19 protein-coding genes are annotated in these 21,913 nt (G+C 39.5%); 4 read left to right on the forward strand and 15 right to left on the reverse strand.

Annotated features, from left to right (window positions below; translation table 11 throughout):
* Nucleotides 1–8: 8 nt before the first annotated feature.
* From NQT69_RS14190 to NQT69_RS14240, 11 genes are read right to left on the reverse strand one after another with little or no spacing between them, the layout of a single operon-like run.
* Entirely contained in the window at nt 9–542 is a 534-nt protein-coding gene (locus tag NQT69_RS14190; protein ID WP_256828353.1) for a prepilin-type N-terminal cleavage/methylation domain-containing protein, read from the reverse strand.
* Between the two features lie 22 nt (nt 543–564).
* Entirely contained in the window at nt 565–1,158 is a 594-nt protein-coding gene (locus NQT69_RS14195; RefSeq protein WP_256828354.1) for an agglutinin biogenesis protein MshB, read from the reverse strand.
* Nucleotides 1,159–1,160: 2 nt separating this feature from the next.
* A complete protein-coding gene (locus NQT69_RS14200) occupies nt 1,161–2,384 on the reverse strand; it encodes a type II secretion system F family protein (protein WP_256828355.1) in 1,224 nt (407 codons plus the stop codon).
* The gene (locus NQT69_RS14205; protein WP_256828356.1) at nt 2,371–4,098 is read right to left on the reverse strand and encodes a GspE/PulE family protein; all 1,728 of its coding nucleotides are present in this window, start codon (nt 4,096–4,098) and stop codon (nt 2,371–2,373) included. The genes NQT69_RS14200 and NQT69_RS14205 overlap by 14 nt, the downstream gene beginning before the upstream one ends.
* Entirely contained in the window at nt 4,095–5,174 is a 1,080-nt protein-coding gene (locus tag NQT69_RS14210; protein ID WP_256828357.1) for a tetratricopeptide repeat protein, read from the reverse strand. The genes NQT69_RS14205 and NQT69_RS14210 overlap by 4 nt, the downstream gene beginning before the upstream one ends.
* Nucleotides 5,171–6,073 (reverse strand): ExeA family protein, encoded by a 903-nt coding sequence (locus NQT69_RS14215; RefSeq protein WP_256828358.1) that lies wholly within the window; start codon nt 6,071–6,073, stop codon nt 5,171–5,173. The genes NQT69_RS14210 and NQT69_RS14215 overlap by 4 nt, the downstream gene beginning before the upstream one ends.
* Nucleotides 6,074–6,075: 2 nt before the next feature.
* Nucleotides 6,076–7,743, reverse strand: a complete 1,668-nt coding sequence (gene mshL / locus NQT69_RS14220) for a pilus (MSHA type) biogenesis protein MshL (RefSeq protein ID WP_256828359.1) — start codon at nt 7,741–7,743, stop codon at nt 6,076–6,078.
* On the reverse strand, nt 7,727–8,047 hold the full coding sequence (locus tag NQT69_RS14225; RefSeq protein WP_256828360.1) for an agglutinin biogenesis protein MshK: 321 nt from the start codon (nt 8,045–8,047) through the stop codon (nt 7,727–7,729). Before NQT69_RS14225 ends, mshL begins: the two co-directional genes overlap by 17 nt.
* Nucleotides 8,025–8,705 carry an agglutinin biogenesis protein MshJ gene (locus NQT69_RS14230; protein WP_256828361.1) on the reverse strand — a complete coding sequence of 227 codons (681 nt, stop codon included), beginning with the start codon at nt 8,703–8,705 and terminating at the stop codon, nt 8,025–8,027. The genes NQT69_RS14225 and NQT69_RS14230 overlap by 23 nt, the downstream gene beginning before the upstream one ends.
* Complete coding sequence (locus NQT69_RS14235) at nt 8,702–9,247, reverse strand: PilN domain-containing protein (protein WP_256828362.1); 546 nt, start codon at nt 9,245–9,247, stop codon at nt 8,702–8,704. The genes NQT69_RS14230 and NQT69_RS14235 overlap by 4 nt, the downstream gene beginning before the upstream one ends.
* Nucleotides 9,248–9,290: 43 nt before the next feature.
* Nucleotides 9,291–10,232: an MSHA biogenesis protein MshI gene (locus tag NQT69_RS14240; RefSeq protein ID WP_256828363.1), complete on the reverse strand. Its 942-nt coding sequence runs from the start codon at nt 10,230–10,232 to the stop codon at nt 9,291–9,293.
* 87 nt (nt 10,233–10,319) lie between these two features.
* Here NQT69_RS14240 and NQT69_RS14245 point away from each other — a divergent pair, with 87 nt between their 5' ends.
* Entirely contained in the window at nt 10,320–11,228 is a 909-nt protein-coding gene (locus NQT69_RS14245) for a 1-aminocyclopropane-1-carboxylate deaminase/D-cysteine desulfhydrase (RefSeq protein WP_256828364.1), read from the forward strand.
* Nucleotides 11,229–11,230: 2 nt separating this feature from the next.
* Here the strand turns inward: NQT69_RS14245 and NQT69_RS14250 are convergent, their stop codons facing one another.
* From NQT69_RS14250 to NQT69_RS14265, 4 genes are all read right to left on the reverse strand, one after another.
* Nucleotides 11,231–12,952 (reverse strand): EAL domain-containing protein, encoded by a 1,722-nt coding sequence (locus NQT69_RS14250; protein ID WP_256828365.1) that lies wholly within the window; start codon nt 12,950–12,952, stop codon nt 11,231–11,233.
* A 163-nt stretch (nt 12,953–13,115) separates the two neighbouring features.
* Entirely contained in the window at nt 13,116–13,541 is a 426-nt protein-coding gene (gene arsC, locus NQT69_RS14255) for an arsenate reductase (glutaredoxin) (protein ID WP_256828366.1), read from the reverse strand.
* A gap of 26 nt (nt 13,542–13,567) precedes the next feature.
* Complete coding sequence (gene arsH / locus NQT69_RS14260; RefSeq protein WP_256828367.1) at nt 13,568–14,284, reverse strand: arsenical resistance protein ArsH; 717 nt, start codon at nt 14,282–14,284, stop codon at nt 13,568–13,570.
* 142 nt (nt 14,285–14,426) lie between these two features.
* Complete coding sequence (locus tag NQT69_RS14265) at nt 14,427–17,144, reverse strand: response regulator (protein ID WP_256828368.1); 2,718 nt, start codon at nt 17,142–17,144, stop codon at nt 14,427–14,429.
* A gap of 511 nt (nt 17,145–17,655) precedes the next feature.
* On the opposite strand from NQT69_RS14265, the gene NQT69_RS14270 reads away from it, so the two are divergent.
* From NQT69_RS14270 to NQT69_RS14280, 3 genes are all read left to right on the forward strand, one after another.
* The gene (locus tag NQT69_RS14270) at nt 17,656–18,330 is read left to right on the forward strand and encodes a hypothetical protein (RefSeq protein WP_256828369.1); all 675 of its coding nucleotides are present in this window, start codon (nt 17,656–17,658) and stop codon (nt 18,328–18,330) included.
* The gene (locus NQT69_RS14275; RefSeq protein WP_256828370.1) at nt 18,320–19,489 is read left to right on the forward strand and encodes a hypothetical protein; all 1,170 of its coding nucleotides are present in this window, start codon (nt 18,320–18,322) and stop codon (nt 19,487–19,489) included. Before NQT69_RS14270 ends, NQT69_RS14275 begins: the two co-directional genes overlap by 11 nt.
* A 131-nt stretch (nt 19,490–19,620) precedes the next feature.
* Nucleotides 19,621–21,906, forward strand: a complete 2,286-nt coding sequence (locus NQT69_RS14280; RefSeq protein ID WP_256828371.1) for a TonB-dependent receptor — start codon at nt 19,621–19,623, stop codon at nt 21,904–21,906.
* The last annotated feature ends 7 nt before the right edge of the window (nt 21,907–21,913 follow it).

The following is a 21,913-nucleotide window of genomic DNA, read 5'->3' on the forward strand; positions in this document are numbered from 1 at the left end:
CGAGATAATTAACAATCATCCAATAAGATATTTACTTCTGGTGGAGTGTTTTTATCTGTAGCTGGTGTGTATTCAACACGGCAATTGTCTGTAACAACATAACTATTAGGGAAGATAGTAACTATTGTGGTTTCACTATCACCATCGACCAGATTAAAATCAGCGCCATTTACATTTGAAGGATCAGCAGTTACATCTGCAAAATCAATATCTAAGAAGGCTTCAAATGCTTCAATGGTACCAACAGGGTAGCCATAATGAAGTGCAACACCTTCCACTTCAGGGGTTACATTAGCGTCGTCATGTGCATAGTTTTGCTCACTGGCGATTATCGCTTTACCATTGACTATATTCATCCCACTGCGAATAGAGCCTTGAACGCCCTCAAGTGTTGATGCATTAGCATCACCTTGAAGATTCAAGAAGCGAGGGGCGGCAACAACGGCCAAAATACCTAAAATGACGATTACGATTATCAGTTCTACTAAAGTAAAACCTGCTTGTTTATTAACTACGTTACTTTTCATTGATTGCGTTTTCATAAGTAAGCCTCTTTGTTATTACTTAAGATTTAAAAATCTGTACTTTGCCTGTTACAGGTAAGTACGAAAATCCACTGGTGCCAATATGTGGTTCACCATCGATTGGAATATTTCTCGCATCTAAAGAATGAGTTAAATAGTAAATACATTGCAGTTTATCTGCGTTATATCTCACTAAAAACAATGTCTCTTTAACTACTGACACGTCACTGCTTTGGGTATTACTTGGTGCATCTTGTAAAATTACATTCAACACCTGTTGGCATTTGCTACGGCTCATCGCTAATGCCTGTGTACTTTCTTGCTCTGTTTCGTCACTCGTCGGCGTCCCTAAACTGCCATCAACACCAACAATCACACCTCCATAATTTATATGGGTTACGAACTGCGAAGCCCCATTCCCGGCAGGCCTTGCATCTAACTCCCATTGCCCTCGTATTAACCCCACTGCACTGGCAAAAGCCCCCGCAACGGCATCAACATTTGAACTATGAGCTCGCTCCTTAATATCTAAAAACTGCGGTACAGCTACCGTCATTACAATGGCGAGTAAAATAACCACTAGCACCAGTTCCAAAAGCGAAAAACCAGTCATATGGCGCACTCTACCTAGCATTGCTAACCACCTTTAATTGCTGACATCATGTTCCACATCGGCATAAAAATACCCAATGCCAAAATAAGCACCATGACAGCCACTATCACGGTTAAAATCGGTTCAATCTTGGCTGTGAGGCTACGCAAATCATAATCAACTTCACGCTCATAATAATCTGCTGCTTCTTGCAAAAGCTCATCAACTCGGCCCGTTTCTTCACCCACCGCCACCATTTGCAACACCAGCTGCGAGAATAGATCACTGCTTTTAGAAGCTCTTAATAAACTGTCACCTTTTTCTATATCTTGCCGAATATTTAAAATTGCTCGCTCCATATAACTGTTATCAACCGCTTTTGCTGTTAAGGACAGTCCTGTAGTCATAGGTACACCAGAGCGCAATACCATAGCTAAACTTTGGCTATAGCGTGCAAGTAGCGAGCGATGGATAATATGGCCAACAATGGGGATTTTTAACTTATAGCGATCCCAATTATATAAACCCGCTTCTGTTGCTAAGTAGCGCCGGCACATTATTACGCTCGCAATAATTATCAGTAGCAAAAGCCACCAGTAATTAACGAAGAAGTAACTTGTTGCTACTAAAATTTGAGTCATCAAAGGTAACTCAGCATCAAATTTTGCAAACATGCTGGCGAATACAGGGATCACAAATATATTTAATATCACCATAGCAACCAGTAATGCCGCAATCACAAAGGTGGGGTAACGCATTGCTGCTTTTATACGTTTACGGGTTTCCTGCTCTTTTTCAAAATAGCTAGCGAGTTGATGAAAAGCTTCTTCTAAACGTCCTGAGCCTTCGCCGACCAAAACCATAGCGATAGTTAATCGACTGAACACTTTATTATGCATAGTCATAGCACTGGATAGGTCTCTACCTTGCTCTAACTGTTTAATAATTTCAGTAAGAACCAACTTAAATTCTTTATTTTGCGTGGTGTCTGCAAGTCCAACCATGGCACGAATGATCGGTATACCAGCCTTGAGCAAAGAGTACATTTGCCGTGAAAACATAATCATATCGTCAAGGCCTATTTTCTCTTTAAATAGCTGCCCTAACGGTAAGTTAATGTCATTTTCTCGGTCAATCTGTGTAATCGAAATCGGCGTAAACTGGCGCTTTAATAAACTATCGGCAACGCCAGCTTGGCTGGAGGCCTCTAGCTGCCCTTTAATTAATACGCCCTTTTGATCTTTCGCTTGATAGTTATAAAGGTGCATCATCACCTCCAATCATTTCGGGAATATATTCAGCAACTTTAAATACTTCATCTAAAGTTGTGATCCCTTGTTTGGCATACGCTAAAGCCATGCTAGATAATGGCGCAAAATAAGGGTTATTTCTCGCGGCCTGTGCGAAGCTTTGCGTATCATTTTGACGAAGACATTCCATCATGGCTTCATCCATCTCGAGTAACTCAAAAACACCGACTCGGCCCTTATAACCAGAGTGGTAACACGCGGTGCACCCCTTACCATAGAAAAATTCGGTATCTGCAACATCAACATTTAGATACTTTAACCAACTCGCTTCTTGCGCATCTGGCTGATAAGTCTGCTTGCAGTTTTGACACACTCGCCTAACTAATCGCTGCGCGATAATGGCTCTTAATGAACTAGCTACAAGGTAAGCTGGGGCTCCCATATCAATAAGTCGCATAGCACTGGTTATTGCATCATTAGTATGTAGCGTTGAAAGCACTAAATGCCCAGTTAAAGCACCTCTTAAACCTATATCAACAGTTTCTTTGTCACGCATTTCACCGACCATTAAGATGTCAGGGTCTTGACGTAACGCTGTTCTTAAAATACTGGCAAAACTAAGCCCAATTTTATTTTTAATTTGCACTTGGTTTATGCGGCCAATGCGATATTCCACAGGATCTTCAACAGTTATGATTTTATTTTCAGGTTGGTTTAATTCACTCAATGCACCATATAAGGTCGTGGTTTTACCTGAACCAGTAGGACCTGTAACTAAGATCATGCCATGAGGGCGTTTTAATATTGCGCGAAAACGCTTTAACAACGTCGCTGGCATACCCGTTTCATCCAATGATAATAACCCTGCAGATTGATCTAATAGCCGCATTACTACCGACTCACCATACTGCACCGGCATGGTAGACAAACGTACATCTATGCTATGGGTATGCACTTTAATATTAAAGCGGCCATCTTGCGGTAAACGCTTTTCAGAAATATCTAAGCCAGACATTAACTTAAGACGCAGCACTAACGCAGAAGCTATTTTTACCTGGTTAAGAATGTGCTCTTGTAATACACCATCAACCCGTTGACGAATTCGTAACATGCCTTCATCAGGCTCAATGTGAATATCTGATGCTCTAACTTGAACTGCATCTTCAAAGATCGACTGTAGTAGTTTTACAACGGTGGCATCTGAGGATTCATCGCCTAATGAGTTTAAATCAAACTCTTCAACATCTTCGTACTCTTCATGCAACTGCTCAGCAAAACTGGTAATTTCTTCAGTTCTTCTATACACATTATCGAAGGCAGCCATGATTTGGCTTTCTTGCACCACGGCTAAATCAATGCGTTTTGGTGCTAAGATTGGTGCTAGCTGATCGAGTCCTCTTAAATCTGCAGGATCACTCATCCCAACCAATACAGAATCACCATTATCTTCTATTACAAGTGCTCTATAGCGCCGTGCCATTGCTTCAGAAAGCAGTTTAGATACTTCTGGCGAGATCTTACGTTGTGAAATATCTAAAAAAGGCACTTTCAATTGTTGCGCTAAAAACCGAAGCAACTGTGGTTCACTAATAAACTCTAGTGCAATTAAGGTTGCACCAAGCTTACGCCCTGTCGCCGCCTGTACATTAAGCGCCTCACTCAATTGCGCTTCTGTGATCATCTGCTCTTCAACTAACAAGTCACCTAACCTGAGGCGTAAACTTGGTCTCATGACACACCTCCTAAAGCCTGCAAACGCTGCTCCGCATGCTTTAATACTGCAAAGTTCAGGTTCCCCACATCAATTGCTGCTTGGTAATAGCGCTTAGCTGATAAGTAATCACCTTGGGCATCTTTAGAGGTAGCCATTGCCAACCACCATTTGCCTTGCTGAGGCTGTAGCTGTGTTAACTGCTCAAAACAAGTTAATGCACGAGTATGGTCCCCCAATTGTTGAGCTGCAGTACCTTTTAGAGCCCAATATTGTGCATCACCTTGGCTATCAAACTCATCACTTAATAATTGTTGTACTACCGCATATTGCTTACGAGTAATATAAATCTTACTCAGTAATACTCGCCACTCAAGTACTTGCGAGTCAAACGCAATGCCATGCTCTAAAATACTCTGCGCCGATAAAATATCTTGTTGCTGAAAGTACGTTGCTGCTAATAAGCTTCGCGCTGCTATATTGCCTTTATCGCGACTAAGAATTTGTGTTAAATCATTTATTCCCTCTTGATACAAACCAAATTCGAGTGCTTGTTTAGCTTGGCGTAATAAATCCGCTATTTGCTGCTGCTCAGTACGTGGTTGAGTCACTTTTTTAACTTCAATAGTACTTTGCTGCTTAGCCGCTACCGTTTTTTGGGGTTGAACCGTTGCAGCTGTAAGTGTGACTTTTTCAGCTTTAAAAGACTCCTTTACCTCAGGCTTTACTTCGTTCTTACCTTCAAGCTCAGGCTCTGAGAGTGTGGGTGCAAATTGAGCGACTGGCGGCGCTACAATATCAGACTGCTTCTGTATATTTTCATTAACTAGCACAGCAGGGTCGTGTATCGCTTCAAGCTGATGCTGTTTATTCACTTGGGTTGCTGTACTTACGGGGGGTGTAACTTTCTCACTCGTTGAAGGTAAATAAATATAACTCAATACAACCACGAGTAAAGCCACTGCGACTGTCACTACCTTTTTAATAGCTCCATGCGAATCATAAACTGGCTCGACAACAACTGTACCTTGATCATTAATCGCAGAATTAGGCTGGCGTTGTTCAATGTTTTTAAGCATAGAATTAATGACACTCATAGCCACTGCCTCCCAAGCCAAATCATCACAATGGCAATAGCCGAAATGCTAAATACAGCAATGTTCCAACCATTAATATAACTATTAACGGTGCAATCTTCGGTGTCTTTTACCGCAAGGTTGATATGACGACTATTCACTTCAGTCAGCCCTTCACCATAGGCTTGTAATAAAGTTTTATGGCATAAGATATTTACTAGGCGAGGAATACCACGGCTTGCTCGCGCTATTTTTAAACCTAATTGCTTAGTAAATAGTGGCGCACCTTTAAAACCAGCAACCTGTAAACGATGGTTAATATAATAAATTACTTCGCCAGTAGTCATTGGCCTTAACTGGTAAGAAAAGCTAATACGCTGACGTAATTGACGAACTCGTGTATGTGCTAGTTTTTCATCAAGTTCAGGCTGACCAAATAAAATTACTTGAATCAGCTTTTCACTTTCAGTTTCAATATTGGTAAATAGCCGCAACGCTTCAAGGGCATCCCAACTTAGGCTCTGCGCTTCATCTATCAATAAAACGACCTTTTTACCTTCTTTTTGTAACGCTAATAAGTGATGATTAATTAATTGACTCAAGGCTTGCTGATCTAGCTGTTTATCAACTTCCATACCTAGCTCTACCGCAAGGGCCCAGCGCAGCTCATCTGGACTTAGATATGAGTTGGGTAAATAAGCTAAGGTATAATCGTGCTCAATTTGATTTAGTAATTTACGGCACAATAATGTTTTTCCTGTGCCCACTTCACCTGTCACCTTAATAAAACCTTCCCCCATTTCAAGTGCGGTCATAAGCACTTGCATAGCTTCATTATGTGGCGCCAGAGCACAAAAAAACTCGGTATTTGGGGTTAAGGTGAAAGGCATTTCACTTAAGTTAAAAAAGCTTAAGTACATAACTAATTCTCATACCAGGTATTAAGTAACTCGCGGCTACGTGTTTGTTGCTTTTTCCACGTATCTGGCATTACTACGGTCGGTTTTAATAATATTACGAGCTCTTTCTTTTCTTGGCGTTTACTGACACTTTTAAATAAATTACCAAACAGTGGAATGTCACCTAAGACGGGCGTTTTAGATTCCTCGTCTGTGGTAATCGTTTGCATCAAGCCACCAATCACAACAATCTCTCCACTTTGCGCGCGAATGACGGTGTCGGACTCGCGAATATTGCTTTGCGCTAGTGGTAAAATAAATTCATCATTATTAAGGGTAATTACCTTTTGTTGCTCTTCAGTTTGAGTGACTGAGGGGTGAACATGCAAAATCACTGAGCCGTACTTGTCTATTTGAGGAGTCACATCAAGTGCAATACCGGAAAAGAAAGGAGTTAAGTCAATCTCTGGGGTGGTGGTGGTCGCATTTCCCGTCACCGTAGTACTTGAAACGTTGGTAACAAAGTATTCGTCTTGGCCAACTTTAATGACCGCTTTTTGATTATTGGTTGCCGTTACCCGTGGATTAGAGAGCATCTGCACGTCACCTTGGGTTTCTAATAAACTAATCACACCGGTAAAGTCAGCATTATTAATGACAAGGTTTGATACGCCTCCTAATGCTGCGGTAATACTATTACTAATTTGCCCAGCTGCAGTGGTGGCAAAGGATAAACTTGTACTGCCAATTGAGCCTGCGATTTCGTTCCAATTCACCCCTTGTTGATATTCATCTTTCAGTGTTACCTCGACAATTTTTGCCTCTAAAATAACTTGTCGTTGTAAGTTTTCTTGCGTTTGGCGCAAAAAGTCTTTTAATTGCATTATTTCACTGGGTAAGGCGTTAACTGTCACTAAACTTGCTTGTGGACTAGCAATAACATAACGGCCATCACCAGTGCCAATTAACGATTTTAAAGCCAGCTCTAAGTCTTTCCAAAAGTCATTACTATTAGTGGTTTGGATGCGAGACCCATTGAGCTCTATATTTTGATTATTGCCAAACTCATTGTCTTGCTGATTATTATTACTGTAGTTATTTGAGCTAGTATTTTGATTTGAATTATTGTTATCCGCCATTTGGCTAACACCACCAGCAACCACACTGACAGTTGACTGACCACTGCGCTTCATCATCAAATAATTAACTGGTATCGTTTCTGTGCGCATCTTGGCAGGTAATACTTGAACTACGCGGCCTTCATGTACAATATCAAGTGGGTACATGCGCTTGATAACACTGATCACCTCATCAAAAGTGACATTTTTTAATGTAAGGCTGATTGTGCCAGCAACCTCAGGATGAATAGCCACATTGTAAGGCGTATCATCTGTTAGGCCGGTAAAAAAAGCACGCACTTCAACTTCATTTGCAGCCACTTCAAAGCGTTTAATAGCTAACTCTGAGTTTAAACTTTGCTCACTATCAAGAGACGACAGCAAACTCTGCGTAACTTCGTCAGGGACAGTTAGTGGGGCTACTGGCGTTTGCTGTTCAGGTTTGGCTGTTAGCTCTTGCTCGATGTGAGGTTTAATCTCTTTACCTGGCGCAAAACTATGGCAACCACCAAGATAAATTGGTAATAGCAATAAAATAGTCAGTTGACTAGGTAATTTAATTTTTAATTTCATAATCATATAAATCTAATTTTATTTGCTTATTGTCATTCGCTAACACAACATTTTTAGAACTGATGGTTAGCACTTTGTAGCCATTTAACTGCTCACCTATGCCATAGAGCTGCCCTGAAATAATCGCTTTGTAGCTACCCGACCTTTTAATTATTGATTGCAGTTTGAGCTCACTTTTTTGGTAGTGAGCTTGGTTGCCCACTATCACGTTTTGCGGTTTGGTGGGATCAACTAGCTGCTCTGCAATTGCCTGTGCTGAGCCCAGTAGCAATCCAACCAAACTAAAGAGCAATAAATTTTTCATTGGCGCTCACCGTTGCTATTTGTATTACTAATTGTGCCTTGGGGTAACTCTGAACTTGATAATCAAAGCGTTGAACTAAAAGCTTTTCTCGGCTTTGTTTTAGCGACGCTAAGTATCGCTGCAAATTAAAATATTGCCCCTCTAGAGTCAGCACCATTCGATGTTCAAAAAACAGCGTTTTAGCTTCATTTTCGCCTACTTTGCTAACATCAATGGCTTTAGGTTCAAGCGCCTTAAAGCTAATCACTTTAACTTCACTACTGCTTTTGAGCAGCTGCTTTAGCATGTTAGGAACCCGCTCAGCGCTAACAAACCCTTTACTAAATTTAGTTAGGTTTTCATTCGTGGTGGCAAGCTCTTTGTTTGCCTGCGCTATTTGTGAACGTAACTCTTTGGTGTAATCGTTACTCAAGGCCTGCTCTAACATCGCTAATTGCGTTTTATTTTGCGCTATTTTTTGCAGGATTTTAGTATTGGCGTCCCCCTGCTTCTTTGCTTGAATTTGTACAGGCTCGACAATAAATAAATAACCTAGATATAAAATGATAAATAACCCGGCAAATAAAATAGCCAGCTTTTCTCTGATTTGTAGTGCCGCGAAACGAGCCTGATACTTTACCCAAAGTGGCCAATTACGTGATGACTGTTTTGGTTTCATGGCTGCCCCTTAGTGACAGCAACCTCAGTCGCCACATTAAACTCACTTACGCCATCTTTATCGGCAAATTCTAAAACCGAAAACTCCTTGCCCGAAAAATAGCTAGATTGTTTTAAGTTACTTAGCCAAATGGGTAGCTGACCGGATTGATTGGCTAGGCCTTGTAACGTTACTTTTTGCTCAGCAAATGACACCCGTGTTAACCAAATATTCGGCACGTGGTAACGGGCTAAATCAATCATTACTTGGCTATAATCCATGCTTGATAAAGTTTGAGTAGCCGCTAAATAGCCATATACCTGCTGTTTATGCGCGATTTCTTGCTCGATATTTTTTAATTGCTGAACAAACTTATCTTTATTTTGCTTTGCGTCTAATTTAGATTTTACCGCTTGCAGCTGATGCTCAATTTCATTCAAAGTTGTTTCAGTTTGCTGCAGTTCTTGCTGCTTAAAATGCAATGACAAAGCAAAGCCACTCCAACTGATAGCGATAATAGCTATGGCAATGACCCACAACGCTACAACACTTTGTAACGGCATTAAGTCACGCCGAGGCCGCAGCGATTTTTGATAAAAATTAATTCTATTTTTCATCGCTAGGCTCTCTACTTTCAGCCATTGACATCGCAGCCCCTAAAGCATAATAAAACTGGCTATCAACCTCCTCAGACAAAGCTAAATTAGGTTTAAAATCCACAACCTTTATTTGCAATAACTCAGCAAGCTCAGCTCTAAGGGTTAAAGAAGATAAATTATCGCACTGCAATTGAATACTGCGTATGGGTGGCTGCTTAAGCTGACTTTCAAAAAAGTCCATAGAGCGTTGAATTTCAAGCGCTAATGTATCAATAAACGCACTATTTTGATCTTTTTCGGTGATGCCTATAAAACCATTTAAGCGCCTTACTAATACTAATTTTCCATCGCAAATTATTAATATTCGTGGCTCATGCTCAATATGTTGCACAACCAACATATGCGCATCTTTATCTTTACCAAATAAGGTCAGCAACACCATTTCTTCAGAGGTCATGGAGCGTAAAACGGCGTTGGTATCTGCAAAGCTGTTAATGAACGGCTGGATCTGCGTTTTATCGGTAATAAACACATTCATTTTAGCGACTTGCATTGGTAATGAAATGGGATAATCAATAAAGTCTGCAATGATATTTTCTGGTGCAATATTGACTAAGTCTTTACTTGTCCATGGTAACGACTGGACAATTTCGTCATCTGTCAGATTAGGCTTTTCCATTTGCACTATTTGATAGTAATAATGAGGAATGACTAGATTAATAGTACAGCAAAGTTTACTAACTTCGTTTGTACAAGCCGCAATTGCTTTTGTATAATCTCTTTGCTCTGTAACTGCAACACTGTGGGTTTTATCAATTTGCCAATGCCCTTGGCTACGCTTTAAACTTATCGCATTAACTGTTTTTGCATATGTAGCTATCCCTATTACACAATTTGGATCAAGCCCTTGTTGCAGCCAAGGAAACAATGAAAAAATCTTCTTTTTCATATAGCTACTTATATTGACTATCGATTTTTTAAGTATCGTATATTTTTACTAGCCCGCAAGTTTTCACTTTAGAAAAAAGGTACCCTTATGCATAATCTGCTCACTATTGATGAAAATAGTCTGGTACAACAAATAGATAGCTTGGAGTTAAAAAAAAGAAATATTTCATTATGCATAAAGCGCGATGATCTGCTACACCCACTCATTAGTGGTAATAAATGGCGCAAACTGAAATATAATTTAACTGCGATGCAAACACAGGGCAAAACTGAACTATTAACGTTCGGCGGTGCTTTTTCAAACCATATACATGCTTGTGCAGCAGCGGGTAAACACTTTAATTTCAAAACTCACGGGATTATTCGTGGCCCAGAACTAGATTTAAACAATCCGACTATAAAATTTGCCAAGCAGTGTAATATGCAACTTTATCCGGTAACGCGTATTGAGTATCGCCACCGCCATGAACAAGCATATTTAGCGCAGCTGAAACAACAATTTCCAAACGCATATTTATTACCAGAGGGTGGAACAAACCTTGCTGCTTTACAAGGCTGTAAAGAGCTTGCCCAATCTTTACCTGAGTCTGATTATATTATTTGTCCAACAGGCAGTGGCGGTACAATAGCGGGGCTAATTGAAGGGGTAAAGCCTTCAACTCACGTAATTGGGATCGCGGTATTAAAACAAGCTGATTACCTTAAAAACGAAATTAAAGCGCTGAGCTCACGCGCTAATAAGCAAACTAACTGGCAGTTATTATGCGACTACCATGGTGGCGGCTATGGAAAGTTTGATGCCCAATTATGGCAATTTTGCCAAACCATGCAACAACAGCATCAGCTACCATTAGAGCCGATTTATTCCGGTAAAATGATGTTTGCATTATGGCAGTTAATTAAGGCTGATCACTTTCCCGCGGGGAGTAAAATTACTGCAATTCACACCGGAGGACTCCAAGGTTTAGCAGGATTACGCTATCGGCAGCTTATTTAACGCTAAGATGTCACTTGTGTAAACTCTTGTAGTGGCTCGGTAAAATAAAAGCCCTGCGCAGCAGTCACACCTAGTTTTTGTAATACTTGCAACTCTTGCTGAGTTTCCACCCCAACACCATAAACGGGTAAATTTAAGTGATTGCTTTTCATGATAATGTGGCGAACTATCTTTTGCTGCTTTAAAGATTTATCAATTCCGTGGATAACTTCGTAACCTAGCTTGATCCCTTTTACTAATTTAAATTCCGATAGAAAAGCCAGTTTATCAACATTCAATACATTATCGACTAATACAGAACCATGCACTGCTTTTATCTGCTTTATTGCTGGAGCCAGTTTATCTTGCTGAGCATAAAAGTCTTCCGCAGATATTTCAAACTGTAGTTTATCTGCAGCCTTGAATCCTCCCACTTTTTCTTCGAACCACTGCCAAAAGCTTGCATTGAACCAATTAAAAGCATGCAAATTGATACTCACAATTAAAGAACTCGGTTCGCTTTTTAGCAACGCGATTACATGTTCAATAACAGCAATATCCAACTGCATTAGTTGGTTATTAGTTTTTAGGTGTGGAATAAATTGCTTTGCCGATAACAAGCCTAGCGATTTGTGGCGAATGCGAATAAGCGCTTCGTGCTGTAATATCTCTCCGGAATCTAGCTCGAACAAGGGCTGAAAAAACAAGATAAACTTTTTCTTGCTAATGTATTCGGGCAGTTCCTCTTCTGTATTTTTTAATACTTCTGCATAGGTATGATTAAAGGGAGCTCGGTGCACATGCTGCCAAGGACTTTGCTTTGCTTGCTCTAGGGCCGATTTAGTTAATTGATAAACGATAGCTTGATCTGCGCCCGTGCGATAGTTACAAATGCCTATCTTAATATCTTTACGAGACAAGTCACCACGATACACTAAAGAAGCCTGATAAATGATTTGATGCAGCTTATGCGTGTATTTATCGAGCTGGGTTTGAGGCACTCCTTGTAAGGTAATGGCGACGCCCCCGGAAATGAGTAACCTTATTGATACCCCAGGTAATTCAGTAAACCCCTTTGTTATAACAAGTTTAAAATGACTTTCTAAGTCGATACTCTCAGGAAATGGATACGACCAATAAAACAGAGCAAAAAAGCAATGGTTGTTTTGATGCAGGCAATACAACTTTGTCATCGCATCTTGTTTTATGGGCTTATGTGTTATCGCTTTATTATTTGAGTCAGCTTTTTGCTGCGGACTCGGAGCAAGCAAAGAGTGGTATGTTGCAAGTTTCTCAGGTGCTTTAAACGCTTCTTTTTCGTAGCGCTTTATGAGCAAAGCCCACCAACGATAGCCCCACACTGCTGCGCCAATAACCACTAAATTTAATAATATAAATAAATAACTTTCAACCACCCAAGATGGCCAGTGATACAACTGTAAGCTGACAGTTTGGTAGTTAAATATTTCGCTTTCTAAATGTGTAAAAGCGGGGAAATGAGCCGGTAAACTATGTGGCTCCAGCATAAAACCACGCGCTTTGGCTAAGGCTGCTATGACCTCCTTATCGGCAATTAAATTTAAGTTTAGCTCGTAAACCTGTTGCGCAATCTCAGTACCGATCACATGCACTTTTTTATGCAATACTTCACTTAATAGTAAATTAAATACACCAAGTACCAACAAACAAACACCAATGTAAGCACTAAGCATATGCATGTGCACATTCTTTACTTTTGCTGTCATAGCTCACACAAGGTTATTTGATATATACAAAGTGTTGTCGAAGATCCCCATAAACACAAGGCTTAGCGCCTACTTTAAATGTTACCGATAACGATAGTCAGCAAAAACATTGCATTTTGAAATACCTAAGCCGTAATAAATTTTCATTTCATCACTATAAAGTCTATAAAGATTTTACTAACCTGCCGTTTTTATCCAAAATCATTTCCCCATCTTCTTTATAAAACTCTCCTGCTGGCCAGCTATCTAAGAGTGTTAAAACGGCCTCACTCGGGCGCGATAACTTAACCCCTTTAGCAGTACAAACGATTGGCCGATTAACCAAAATGGGATGTTCAAGCATAGCCGCTAGTATTTGCTCATCCGTCACCTCTTCACTGAGTAACCCTAACTCTTTCGCTGGTGATTTAGTCACTCTAAGCGCTGTTTTCGGGGTTAAACCTGCCGCAGCAAATAAGGCAAGGAGTTGTGGTTTGGTCCAACCTGACTTTAAATACTCAATCACAACAGGGTCATACCCTGCCGCTTTTATTAACTGTAAAACATTGCGTGAAGTTCCGCAGTCCGGATTATGATGAATAACTACCATGCTCAACTCCTGCTCAATTTAAATGATTAAATAGAACGTTGATTTACACGTTCACTCACTTGCTCTGCTGATTCAACTCGTTCCGAATACCTATCAACAAAGTAGTCTTTTTGATCGCGTAATAGCAAAGTAAATTTAATTAGCTCTTCCATCACATCCACAATGCGATTATAAAAAGCGGACGGTTTCATACGGCCATCTTCGTCAAACTCTAAGTAAGCTTTTGCTACAGATGACTGGTTAGGAATAGTCACCATACGCATCCAACGGCCTAGAACCCGTAATTGATTCACGACATTAAAAGACTGAGAGCCACCACAAACTTGCATCACAGCCAAGGTTTTACCTTGTGTAGGCCTCACGCCCCCTAAATTCAGTGGCACCCAATCAATTTGGTTTTTAAATACACTGGTCATGGCGCCATGTCGTTCTGGCGAGCACCACACTTGCCCTTCAGACCATAGCATTAGATCACGTAACTCTTGTACTTTCGGATGAGACTCATCTTCACTGTCAGTTTGCGGTAAACCTTGTGGGTCAAAGATTTTCACTTCAGCGCCAAAATGCGTTAATAATCGTGCGCTTTCTTCAATAACCAACTTACTGTATGAGCGCTCTCTTAAGGAGCCGTATAACAATAGAATTTTTGGCTTATGTGCAGAAAAATTCAATTTAAAATCACCACTTGTTGGTACATGGCATTGGCTTTGCTCTAGATTGGGTAATGCAATTTTTGCTGTCATTAGCGCTAACCTTTAAATACATATGAAAAAACAAATATACATAATTTCACATACAAGAGCTTTTAAGTCAAATTCTATTTGTATTCTTGTTACGAGTTGAGGGTAATTAGCGGAGTTATTACCAGATAAAATGTGGGCTGAGTTAGTTTAAACAATGCAATATTGTTTCACGCAGTGTTTGTGCTTTGATGGGCTTAGCTACATGTGCGTTCATCCCAATAGATAAGTAATTGGCAATGTCATCTTGCATAACATTGGCTGTTAAAGCGATGATTGGAATATTTGCGATCACTTTATCACTATCATTACGGATAATTTTACTCGCTTCTACCCCATCCATTTCAGGCATATGAATATCCATCAAAATAAGGTCGAACAGCGATAACTTTAACGCTGCAATACATTCAACGCCATTTTCAACTAAATGAACCTGCGCCCCACTTGTTTGCAATATGTCGGTGACGATAATTCTATTAATAGCATTATCTTCCACTACTAATATTTTTATACCCTGGAGCGGCTTTTCTGTTACCCGCTGCACTGAATGACTAGCAGATAAAGATGAGACTCGACTACGAATAGCTTGATATAAAACACTGCTCAATACTGGTTTATATAAAACGGTTTTAATATTTATTCTTTCGGCGATATCGTCTATTGACCCGTGTTTGTTCGCGGTAAGTACAATTAGCTTATTACAAAGCAACGGGTTGATGTTATAAATTCGCGAAAAGAATGTTTCGCTACTTATTGCGGTCATTTCAGATTCAACCACTATCACCTTAAACTTGTTTTGCTTAATAAGATCAAACGCATCCGAAACAACATGGCATGGAGTGCAGCGTAATCCCATCGCACTGAGCTGAGTTTTTATTAATTTAAGATCAGCTTCATTTTCATCAATAATTAATATATCAAACGGCTCCAAGAGGGCTAGTTGCTGGCTGTCATCAATCAATGCCTGCTCATTTACTTTTACCTTCATGGTTGCGATAAATTCACTGCCTACACCTTTGCTGCTTGAAACAGATATATCGCCTGCCATTGATTGACATAACCGTTTACTGATCGCTAAACCTAACCCCGTGCCACCATATTTACGGGTGGTGGAACTGTCTGCTTGCGTAAATGATTGAAATAACTTGGATAGGTTTTGCTCATCGATGCCAATACCTGAATCTTGAACTGTAAAATGCAAAGTAATCGTTTTTCTATCGAGTGGATCCACTACTGACTCGATTAACAGCCGAACGCCACCTTGAGCGGTAAATTTAATTGCATTAGAACACAAGTTGATCAGCACTTGATTTATACGCACTACATCACCGGCTAAATTAAGCTGTAAGCCTTTTGCAACTGCAATATTAAATGTAATACCTTTGCTATGCGCCCGATTTTCAAAGGTTGTATTTATATAACTAACAATGCTATTGACTGAAAATGGCCGCTGTTCGAGTTTGATATTTCCTGACTCAATTTTTGAAAAATCCAAAATATCATTGATCACGACGAGGAGTTGATCTGAGGAATACTTAATTTTTTCCAGATAATGCATATATTCTTCAGGTAAACCTTTAGCTAATAAAATATTAGTTAAGCCGATCACGCCGTTCATTGGTGTTCTGATCTCATGGCTCATATTAGCTAAAAATTCAGACTTAGAATTAGCCAGTTGTTCCGCCTGCTCTTTAGCCTGAAGCAACTCTTGAGTGCGCTGTGTTACACGAAACTCTAACTGCTGTTTTTCCTCATCAAGTGCTTGTACAAGTTGAATGCGACGACGGTTTAACAATAATACAAAGGCTAATAGTGCACTTAAAACAAAGATGATAATGGCCGTACTATAAATTAGCATTTTGTTCTGTTCAAAATAGGTCGGCTCATAATAAGCAATCACTGACTGTGCGGGCAAACTTTGACTAGCAATATTATATTTTTTAAGCTGTCGCCAGTCATAAGCATAAACACTTAAACCTTCATCACTAATCGTATTTAATGCATTGTTTTTACCATAAGACACTATCGATTCAGCAACACGTTCACCTATTTTTTCTCCTGATAAAACATAGCCCCCTACCACACCTGAACCTAATAAAACCTGCCAATAACTAAAAACAGGCGCCGTACTTTGTTGTACTAACAACTTCACTAACTGGTAAGGGCTCAGTGATTTATTTTTAAAATCTCTAAAAACAGGGGTAAACAATATAATAGAATCTGCCGGTGCAGTTTTTACTTTAGCCATTAGTTCTACGACAGAAAGATCAAACCACTGCTCCACATCTAAATGGGGAAAATCATGATTGATAACTGAAAAAATGCCTTGATAAAAATTCACCCCCATTTCACTTTTTGTATCTAAAATAACAATCAACTTTTTTGGCTTCATTAAATTAACAGCGCTTGCGGTTGCTTGTTTATAATCTAATTTAGTTTGTAATACGGCATCCCGACTATTTTCAGGAGGCGTAAACTGTACGCCGGGCTCTACATAAATCCTAGGGACATTGATAAAAAAATCACTTAATTGAGCAAGCAGTGCGGCAGCTGAAGGTGATTGAGTGACAATAATATCTATCTGTTTATTCTTATATTTTGTCTTGAGATAGTCGCTCATTAACTGCTTTTGGCTTACTTCATCAAAACGTCCAACATCAAGATTTTCTACAAACAGCTCATAATCGAAGGTACGCTTTGATAACGCTTTATTTAGCCCCGACTCAACGCTTTTATGCCAAGGCATATTTTGATTTGTCGAATTTATAAATAAAACATTGGTAACTTTTGCTACAGGTTGGGCATTTAAAGTAAAACTCATCAATTGAAAAACAAAAAGTAAAAATAGGCTATGCGCTTTCATGTTTCTCATGATTCATAATTAATGCAGTTTTATAAGACTAAATGCTAATCAGTTGTAAATCAAATGATGATTCAGAACTTACCAGGCCATATTGCTCTATACCTTCACCATAGAGCCACTCTAAGATTTAACCACTAATTTGATTCACTTGCTCATATCGCTCCAACAGCGATGAGGCGAAGTTCAAACATAAAGATAAAATATATTTATTAATAACTTACGGAACAAAAACATTTTATCATCCTCAATTGGTAACCTGAGCAGTCATACAGCTGTAATATATTTGACGTAATTTGTTGTCTATAGAGGCAAAAAACTGACAAAAATGAATTTTATTTATACTCCTTGGGGGAACCGCGCTGTAGGCACATTACTCATTATAATATTTAGTGGGGCGCTAGGTGCTTTATCATGGCATTCAACAACCCCTTCTTTACCGCAAAATCTATATACATACACGTGTAATGTTCACAATGCGGCAGCTGGGAGCACTTTAAAAATAAGAAATGTAATGTCGAACTTTTCGATTCAATTTGCTGATCAGCTTTGTCAATCAGACAAAATCCACAAATCAGGTATAGCAAAAGTTGAAATTTCTTGGCCTTCATCAGAACAGCTCACTGCACAGCTACTTATAAATCAAGAATATAACTTTGTTTTTAGTCGCCATCATTACCTAAAAGGCCTTTCTGATGAAGTGGATAGTTTTTATCAGCCTATATTGAGTGTATCAGGGTTTAGAATTGTTTGGTGGCATAAGGGTAAAGAGCCGGTAATGACTCAGGAGTTTTTTGCCAATAAAACGATAGGGGTTACTAATAATACAAATAGTCACTTTAGCTACTTAACACCATTAAGGTCTTTGGCAAATGCAAATATCACGCTGCAGCCATCACAATTAAAGTACTTTCCCACTCCTGGTTCACTTCAGCAGGGTTTTATAAATGGAGATGTAGATTTAATAATGTGGGATAAACAGTTACTGACCAATTTAAGCCCTACACCCGATATTAAAATTAATCACTCCAAAAAAGTTTGGAGAATAAAAGGTTTGGACTGGTACGCATCACAAAAAAGCTTAGATAATAAAGAGTTAATTTGTGAGTTTATAGAAATGTTCAGTGTATATGAGCCTTTGTTTGCCACAAAAAACAATCTTAAGTTACAAAGCACTTATGAATGCTAAATTAGTTAAAATCACTCAACATCCCGCTTTTATAATAAGTTTACTAAGCCTTATTTTAGCCTTAACGACCGTACTCCCTCGCGTGTCTTTACAACTTAGCTTTGAACAATTCGCTAAAAACAATTTAAGTACTATCATCAACCAATCTTTAGAATCTGGCTTTAATGATACAAATATTTTTCCTTTTTTAACCGAGCAATTAGAAACCAAATACCAACGCATTGAAACTGAATCACTATTGCCAATTATAAAATCCTGTTCAATGCATATTCTTGACTGGAAAGTGAACAAAGAATTACCCATATCTTCAATTAGCGCTATCAAAGTCACATGGAAAGAAGGGTCGCTGCAACACCAATTGTTATTCGAACTAGATTGCCACTATGATTTATTAAACTGGTTTATCTATTTTATACTTTGCAGCACTTTAAGCTTGCTCGCTTTTTCGTTTTGGCCAACTCCCTATAGCCATAGGCAACAACAATGGCAGCTGCAAACATCAAATACACTGAGCAGGTCCCAACAAGTGGAATTTAATAAATTTATCGATTATCTCTCCGCTCCCCAATATCAATGGCTAGAGACACATATTACATCAAAGCAATGGCAAATAAGTGACGTGCTTAATTGTATTAAACATAAAAGTTTTAGACTCTTAGACAGCGAGCAACTTGTTTGGCTTGATATTGCATACTCACAAAGCGCTAACCTTGATGATACTGTAGTCATAGCTAAGCATGACGCTAATTTAATTTTTGACCTTACTGAAAAAGTTATATTGGTCCATGGCATGAAAATAAAGCTCCCAATTACGCCATTTTTTTATTATTACTGGTATGCGTCAAAGCGACTTCACAACCAACATCAAGGCTGGCTACTCAACCCTGCTAGCACTAAGCCTGATCGCCAGCTTGGCGAAGAGTTAGCTAGATTAATGAGTGAGTATGGTGGCAGTACTCGAGCCATCAATGATTTATTAGAAAATGGTTTAACCCCGAAAAAGCTCGATCAAAACCGTAATCGAATAAAAGACGAATTAATTAACCTGCTTGGCGAAACCCATGCAGAAACCTATCTTTTTAGCAGTAAAAGAGACCTTAAAACGAGCCGTTTTAGTTATCGTTTAGCAATAGACAGCCAAAAAATCACTATCACATAAATAAATTTAACAAATACAAACAACAACTTAAATGTTATAGATATCTATAATTAAATTATCAATCTCCATTTAACAGAACTGCAATCTTTACCCCTGAGTATGACCCCCATCGATTACTGAGGAGTAACAAAATGAAAACCAAAATCAACATAATTAGCCACACCAAACGTTCTAAACTCGCACTGGCAATCACTGCATTACTTGCATCCCCCAGTTATGCTCAGACAGATAAAGTAGCTCGCGCAGATAATAAAGAACTTGAGCAAATAGTTGTAACAGCTCAACAACAAGAGCAACTAATAACAGAGGTGCCGATTGCACTTACCGCTTTCAGTGGTGAAAACCTAGATAAAATGGATATCACTGACCTTGAGCGTGTATCTTCCTTAACACCAGGTTTTTTAGCTCAACAACAAACGGATAGCTCACCAAGCTTTATTATCCGCGGTGTTGAAGCTGCAAACGCGGGCGCCGCTGCAGAACCCACTATTTCCATTTTTTACAACGGTATTGATTCTTCACGTTCTCGCAGCGCAACAAAAGAACTGTATGACATTGAACGTATTGAAATTGTGAAAGGCCCACAAGGTACTTTATTTGGTCGTGGTGCATCAACGGGTGCTATTGCGATTCATACAAAAAAAGCAAATACCGTTGAATCAGGCGGTTTTTTAGAAGCTAAATTAGGCAATTACAACTTAACCAGCCTAACTGGCGCGTACAATGCTGCTGTTAGTGATGAATTTGGCATTCGCGTTGCGGCAAGTAAGCGCACACGTGATGGCTATGCGTACAACCTTGGCGATCCAGACAACAAGCTTAACGACGATGATATGTTTGCAGGGCGTATGTCGTTACGCTGGTTACCACATGACGACGTTAATATTGACTTTATTTTTGATTACCAAAACGACAGTGATGGCGATGCCATGACTAAATCGATTGTACTTGCATCACCGGGCGGAGATACTTCACCGTTTTCTGATGCAGGCCAAAATACCTATGACCGCGAGCAAGCTAGACGACAATCTGGCTATACGTTATTAGCTGATTGGGATTTAAACGAAAATTGGACGGTATCTTCACTAACGGGTTATCGCCAACTTTGGTTTCAAAACTCCTTTGATGTAGATGGTACAACCTACGATGCTTATCATGTCCTTGCCTTTGACAACCAAGAAGCTTTTAGCCAAGAAATACGTTTTGCTTATAATACTGACAATGCAACCTATACATTTGGCGGCAGTTTTTATAGTGATAAATCAGACTCAGGTACTGACTTTGTTGTAAACGAACAATACTTATTAGGTGGCTTTCCGGCAAACACGACTCCATTACCGGCATTGCCAGTTGCTCCCAACGTATCGGTCCCATTAAACACTGGGAATGTCTCAAGTAGCATCATTGGTAATGACCGTGATAGCCGTTCAATATTTGCTAATTTAAACTATTCAATTACACATGACTTAGTACTAGATGCGGGTATTCGTTACACATGGGATACTGCCAAATTATCTGAATCAGCTAATCCATATACTTTAGATGGCACGCCATCATTCGTTATGCCTAATGGCGTGTTTGGCGGTAACTCTTTTGGTGAAACCTATACTACAGAAGCTGACTTCGATATGTTTTCCCCACGTTTTGCTCTGACTTACCACTTAAACGATACCATGAACGTGTATGGTGGAATGTCTATCGGTAAACGCTCTGGTTACCCTGATATAAACATCACCAACCCAACCCCTACGACAGTCGATCACACAACCAGTACTGTCGGTAATGAAACTCTAATCTCTTATGAAGTCGGTGCTAAAGGCCAAACGAAGAATATCTACTTCGATATGGCACTTTATACATACGAATATGAAGACTTCCAGACCATGAGTTTAGATATTACCGAAGGGACAGCTAACGCTGGTAAAGCCAAAGCATGGGGTTTTGAAGGCGTAGTAAGTGCAACCTTAACTGAATGGTTAGAAGGCTTTGTTAATTACTCTTACATAGACACGGAATACGTTAACTTTGTCGATACCTTAGATGGAGAGCAAGTTGACTTATCTGGAAATCAATTTCGCCTTGCGCCACAAAATACCTTCAGCATTGGCTTAGATGCTCGCCAAGATATGGGTAGTAACTGGGAGGTCTTTGCCAATACTCGTTATTCATATCGCTCTGATTATTTCTTTAATAATGACAACTTAGAAACTGAGCGCCAAGAAGCCTTCGGCCTACTCGATTTAAACCTAGGGTTTGAAAACTATAGCGCTGGTTACAAAGTCGAGCTCTATGTAGAAAACGCATTAGATAAAGAGTGGAACCGTGACATAGGTAACGCCGGTAAGTTGTTTGGTTCAACTACAGCTATTCGTGCTAACCCACGCTTCTACGGCGTCCGTTTTCGTATGGACTTTTAATTAATAT

Origin of the sequence: Pseudoalteromonas shioyasakiensis, assembly GCF_024518675.1 — a bacterium.
In the GTDB taxonomy this organism is placed as follows: Bacteria; Pseudomonadota; Gammaproteobacteria; order Enterobacterales; family Alteromonadaceae; genus Pseudoalteromonas; species Pseudoalteromonas shioyasakiensis_B.

What these genes read in the sequence shown, in the direction of transcription:
- NQT69_RS14195 (WP_256828354.1), bottom strand. Translation starts at nt 1,158, where the DNA reads ATGCTAGGTAGAGTGCGCCATATGACTGGTTTTTCGCTTTTGGAACTG.
- NQT69_RS14280 (WP_256828371.1), top strand. Translation starts at nt 19,621, where the DNA reads ATGAAAACCAAAATCAACATAATTAGCCACACCAAACGTTCTAAACTC.
- NQT69_RS14275 (WP_256828370.1), top strand. Translation starts at nt 18,320, where the DNA reads ATGAATGCTAAATTAGTTAAAATCACTCAACATCCCGCTTTTATAATA.
- NQT69_RS14265 (WP_256828368.1), bottom strand. Translation starts at nt 17,144, where the DNA reads ATGAAAGCGCATAGCCTATTTTTACTTTTTGTTTTTCAATTGATGAGT.
- NQT69_RS14240 (WP_256828363.1), bottom strand. Translation starts at nt 10,232, where the DNA reads ATGAAAAAGAAGATTTTTTCATTGTTTCCTTGGCTGCAACAAGGGCTT.
- NQT69_RS14190 (WP_256828353.1), bottom strand. Translation starts at nt 542, where the DNA reads ATGAAAACGCAATCAATGAAAAGTAACGTAGTTAATAAACAAGCAGGT.
- NQT69_RS14200 (WP_256828355.1), bottom strand. Translation starts at nt 2,384, where the DNA reads ATGCACCTTTATAACTATCAAGCGAAAGATCAAAAGGGCGTATTAATT.
- arsC (WP_256828366.1), bottom strand. Translation starts at nt 13,541, where the DNA reads ATGGTAGTTATTCATCATAATCCGGACTGCGGAACTTCACGCAATGTT.
- NQT69_RS14245 (WP_256828364.1), top strand. Translation starts at nt 10,320, where the DNA reads ATGCATAATCTGCTCACTATTGATGAAAATAGTCTGGTACAACAAATA.
- NQT69_RS14250 (WP_256828365.1), bottom strand. Translation starts at nt 12,952, where the DNA reads ATGACAGCAAAAGTAAAGAATGTGCACATGCATATGCTTAGTGCTTAC.
- arsH (WP_256828367.1), bottom strand. Translation starts at nt 14,284, where the DNA reads ATGACAGCAAAAATTGCATTACCCAATCTAGAGCAAAGCCAATGCCAT.
- mshL (WP_256828359.1), bottom strand. Translation starts at nt 7,743, where the DNA reads ATGAAATTAAAAATTAAATTACCTAGTCAACTGACTATTTTATTGCTA.
- NQT69_RS14210 (WP_256828357.1), bottom strand. Translation starts at nt 5,174, where the DNA reads ATGAGTGTCATTAATTCTATGCTTAAAAACATTGAACAACGCCAGCCT.
- NQT69_RS14230 (WP_256828361.1), bottom strand. Translation starts at nt 8,705, where the DNA reads ATGAAACCAAAACAGTCATCACGTAATTGGCCACTTTGGGTAAAGTAT.
- NQT69_RS14235 (WP_256828362.1), bottom strand. Translation starts at nt 9,247, where the DNA reads ATGCCGTTACAAAGTGTTGTAGCGTTGTGGGTCATTGCCATAGCTATT.
- NQT69_RS14225 (WP_256828360.1), bottom strand. Translation starts at nt 8,047, where the DNA reads ATGAAAAATTTATTGCTCTTTAGTTTGGTTGGATTGCTACTGGGCTCA.
- NQT69_RS14270 (WP_256828369.1), top strand. Translation starts at nt 17,656, where the DNA reads ATGTCGAACTTTTCGATTCAATTTGCTGATCAGCTTTGTCAATCAGAC.
- NQT69_RS14205 (WP_256828356.1), bottom strand. Translation starts at nt 4,098, where the DNA reads ATGAGACCAAGTTTACGCCTCAGGTTAGGTGACTTGTTAGTTGAAGAG.
- NQT69_RS14215 (WP_256828358.1), bottom strand. Translation starts at nt 6,073, where the DNA reads ATGTACTTAAGCTTTTTTAACTTAAGTGAAATGCCTTTCACCTTAACC.